The organism is Rhizobium subbaraonis, from assembly GCF_900220975.1.
In the GTDB taxonomy this organism is placed as follows: Bacteria; Pseudomonadota; Alphaproteobacteria; order Rhizobiales; family Rhizobiaceae; genus Mycoplana; species Mycoplana subbaraonis.
Window position 1 is genome coordinate 1 of record NZ_OBQD01000069.1, and the last position, 3,238, is coordinate 3,238.

The 3,238-nt window shown below is 58.1% G+C and carries 5 protein-coding genes and 1 pseudogene; 1 reads left to right on the forward strand and 5 read right to left on the reverse strand.

Annotation, left to right across the window (positions count from 1 at the left end):
- Positions 1-53: 53 nt before the first annotated feature.
- Positions 54-521, reverse strand: coding sequence for a hypothetical protein (locus CRO48_RS31385; RefSeq protein WP_245423736.1), 468 nt, complete (start codon positions 519-521; stop codon positions 54-56).
- A 14-nt stretch (positions 522-535) separates the two neighbouring features.
- Positions 536-889, reverse strand: a complete 354-nt coding sequence (locus CRO48_RS31390) for a DsrE/DsrF/TusD sulfur relay family protein (RefSeq protein ID WP_097143541.1) — start codon at positions 887-889, stop codon at positions 536-538.
- A gap of 79 nt (positions 890-968) precedes the next feature.
- Between CRO48_RS31390 and CRO48_RS31395 the strand changes: the two genes are divergently transcribed.
- Positions 969-1,643: an ArsR/SmtB family transcription factor gene (locus CRO48_RS31395; RefSeq protein WP_097143542.1), complete on the forward strand. Its 675-nt coding sequence runs from the start codon at positions 969-971 to the stop codon at positions 1,641-1,643.
- A 185-nt stretch (positions 1,644-1,828) separates the two neighbouring features.
- On the opposite strand, the gene CRO48_RS31400 is transcribed toward CRO48_RS31395, so the two are convergent.
- From CRO48_RS31400 to CRO48_RS31410, 3 genes and pseudogenes are all read right to left on the reverse strand, one after another.
- On the reverse strand, positions 1,829-2,140 hold the full coding sequence (locus tag CRO48_RS31400; RefSeq protein ID WP_097143543.1) for a type II toxin-antitoxin system RelE/ParE family toxin: 312 nt from the start codon (positions 2,138-2,140) through the stop codon (positions 1,829-1,831).
- Complete coding sequence (locus CRO48_RS31405) at positions 2,137-2,388, reverse strand: antitoxin (protein ID WP_097143544.1); 252 nt, start codon at positions 2,386-2,388, stop codon at positions 2,137-2,139. Before CRO48_RS31405 ends, CRO48_RS31400 begins: the two co-directional genes overlap by 4 nt.
- Before the next feature lie 356 nt (positions 2,389-2,744).
- Positions 2,745-3,129 (reverse strand): annotated as a pseudogene (locus CRO48_RS31410) (integrase core domain-containing protein); the annotation flags it as partial.
- Positions 3,130-3,238: the final 109 nt, after the last annotated feature.

The following is a 3,238-nucleotide window of genomic DNA, read 5'->3' on the forward strand; positions in this document are numbered from 1 at the left end:
TCTCATCTTCGCTTCCTGTGAATGAGCTACGATGAGCCGAAAATCCTCTCTTCTCAACTAAGCCAGGTCTGTCTCATGGGCGCTGATGTCGGACACGCTGCCACCACGCCGCCGGCCAGAACCAGCGAGATGGCCCGTGAACGGAACGCATCATCCGCAACTTCGCCCGCTGCGAAGCGATAGAACTGGGCAAACGCCTGGTAGGTGCCAATGAGAAAGGTGCCAATTGAGAGCAGCAGAAGCGAATCCGTCCAGATGCCCGCTGCCCCTGCCGCGCCACCCGCCACACCGAGAAGCGCGCCCAGCACAAAGCCCGCCCGCCTACCGACGCGCGTCATCCACATGGATGCTGGGAAAGTCGCAGCGGCTGTGCCCAGGAACATGGCGGCGATCGGCATGGTGGCCAATTCGGGCCGTGAGGCGATGTGGCTGCCAGACAGCCCTCCAACCGTCATCACCATTACCGAGGCCGTCTGGAAGAGCGCCTGCGCGCTGGCGAGCAAGAAGACCTGCCTGTGCATGGATGAAGATCCCATCAGAACACCAGCACTTTGTCTGCGGCGATGATATTGGCCGCCAGTTCGTCCATCGTGCTGCGGCGGGCACCCTCCATCATGTCGGTTTCGCTCAAGCCGCGTGCGTCCATACAGGTTCCGCATAGCAAGACCTCGCCCTTGCCGGACACGACACGCTTCAGCATCCGTTCCATATTATAGTAGCCATCCGGGGTCCTCTGCCCTGCCTTTGCGGCGACGACTGCATCGGCCATCAGAAAGACCGTGACCAAGTTCGCTGCATCCGCCTTGGCGAGCGCATGGGCCAGCCGCAGCCCGTTGTAGCAACGTTCGGTGCCGTAGGGCGGATCGTTCAGGATGATCAGCGTCTTCATCTGCGTTGTCCCTCCCGGTGGCATATGACACGATACATTCAATAACTATATTGAACGAAGTGTCGTGACCGCAGACGACATGTCAATCCGCAATCCCAAGCAGGCGCTTTACGAGCAATTTGCCTTTGTCGCCAAGGCGCTCGGCAATCCGCAGCGGCTGGAGTTGATCGAGCATCTGGCGCAAGGCCCCCGCAGCGTCGACGCGTTGGCGATGAAACTCGGCCTGCCGATTGCCAATGTTTCGCAACACCTGCAGGCCATGCGCCGGGCGGGTCTCGTCACCTCCGAGCGCGACGGCAAGTTCGTCCATTACCAGTTGGCCGACGAGAGCGTGCTTGCAGCTTTCGCTGCCATTCGTTTGGTCGCTGAAACACATTCGGCAGAGGTAGAGCGTGTGGTCCGCAACTGGTTTGACCGCCATGACGATCTGGAGCCAGTCTCGCGCAACGAATTGGTGGCGCGCATGAAAGACGGTCTAGTGACCGTCATCGATGTGCGACCAGCGGACGAGTTTGCGCTCGGCCATCTGCCCGGCGCTATCAATATGCCTCTGTCCGAGTTCGAACGCTTTCTGCCTGACCTCCAGACCAATCGTGAGATAGTCGCCTATTGCCGTGGACCCTGGTGTGTCATGTCTTTCGAGGCGGTGGCTGAGTTGCGAAAACACGGCTTCACGGCTCGTCGCCTCGAGGACGGTTTGCCGGAGTGGAGGGCAGCGGGGCTGGCGGTGGAACAGATTCCGGGGAGCTGTTAGCGGCAGCTTTCTACGAGCCGCGCTACGCTCCAGCCAATTACTGCAATTTCGATGATATCGCCGTTAGGCGAGGGGCGGCCATAGCCTTGCTCTTGAAGGGATCCGAACCGACGACACCCTTTTTATCGCTCGAAGACAAGGGCTTATCTAGCACGCGCGCAGGAGTTCATCCCGTCGTGAAAACATCACTCGTTTAGACGGTCAGCCAAACGCCTCAGGAGATCCATTCGTTCGTGAAGAATCGCTACGATGAGAGCGGGAGCATGTTCGCGAGGCAGACAGAAGATGTAGTGGTGCCGGCATCGCGCCATCCGCAGCGCCGGATAGAGTGCGCTCAGGTCCTTGAAGGGAACTTTGCCCGCGGCAATGTCCTCCATTCCTCGCTCCAAAGCCGAGACGTAGTGACGTACCTGGGCGGCACTCCATTGTGCCCGTGTGTAACGGATTACCGAGCGAAGATCGGATTCTGCCTCTGCGGTCAGGATGTAAGCCGTCAAGCGCGACCTTCGCCAATCTCCTCGTCGAGGATCTCACCTACAGTTTTGGTCGACAGTTTTCCGGCGAGCCCCTCACTGATGCGCGTATTCATCAACGTCTTTAACTCTTCCCAGGCCCGTTCTCCCTCGACGTCCCCGGGAAACAGGCGCTCAAGTGCGTACTGCTTGATTGTCTTGCCCTGCAGTGCGGCTAGCGCTTTGAGGCTTTGATGTTGTTTGTCCGTTATGTCGATCGTCAAGCGGCTCATCTCACATACTCCCGAAGTGACGGACCCACATTAGCACATATGTGGTTTAGTTGCCACCATTGCAGCGTTATCGTAAGACCCCGCTTGCGGGGTTCCGTCATGTCGAGCAACTGCCAATCGGCATCTATTTGCCACTGCCAGCACGGAACCCTAGGCCAGTCAATTTGCGGATACGTGCGCACAGTCGTGGGGTTGAATATCCGCAAGCTCGGTGGATCATCCAAGCCACTCAAGAGATAAATCTGGCGTAACGTTAAATTATGGAACTACGACACCGTCGAGAAGCACGTTGATTTCGCCATACTCCGAGAAGTCGACTCGATCCTGTGGGTGACTGACCTGCCACTGAACTTCCATCCAGCAGCGATTAGTGCCTCGGCAGTTGGATACGCCAAGTGGCGCCGTGGGAGCAACCGGTGGAAACGTCTAGCTTTCACATTGCGCAGTGTGAGAACGGGTTGCGGCGATGGTCGGGCTTAGGCAGCCAGGGTCTGACATTCGAGCGACGAGTGCGGACGAAACGTGTTGTAGTCCTCCGCCCATTCGGCAATCGTGCTGCGGGCAGGATCAAGACGCAAGAAAAGGCCTTGGTGGAGCCCTCATCGCGCATGCGGTCGTTGAAAATCTCGACATGGCCGTTTGCATAGACTCGTCCGGCGCGATGCAGTGCCATACGACATTGTGGTCTTTAGACCAAGCCAGGATCGCAAAAGACGTGAGTTCAGCGCCATTGGTGGAGACGTGTTGATTTCCACTGAGAGCTGATGGAGTGGATGCCCCCTCCCGACGGCATCGCAATGTGCCAGAGTGATGTTCGCCAGAACGTCACTAGAGGAGAGAGCATCCATGA

Bases quoted from the DNA above. Each gene is read 5' to 3' on its own strand.
- CRO48_RS31385 (WP_245423736.1), bottom strand. From the start codon at position 521: ATGCACAGGCAGGTCTTCTTGCTCGCCAGCGCGCAGGCGCTCTTCCAG.
- CRO48_RS31390 (WP_097143541.1), bottom strand. From the start codon at position 889: ATGAAGACGCTGATCATCCTGAACGATCCGCCCTACGGCACCGAACGT.
- CRO48_RS31395 (WP_097143542.1), top strand. From the start codon at position 969: ATGTCAATCCGCAATCCCAAGCAGGCGCTTTACGAGCAATTTGCCTTT.
- CRO48_RS31405 (WP_097143544.1), bottom strand. From the start codon at position 2,388: ATGAGCCGCTTGACGATCGACATAACGGACAAACAACATCAAAGCCTC.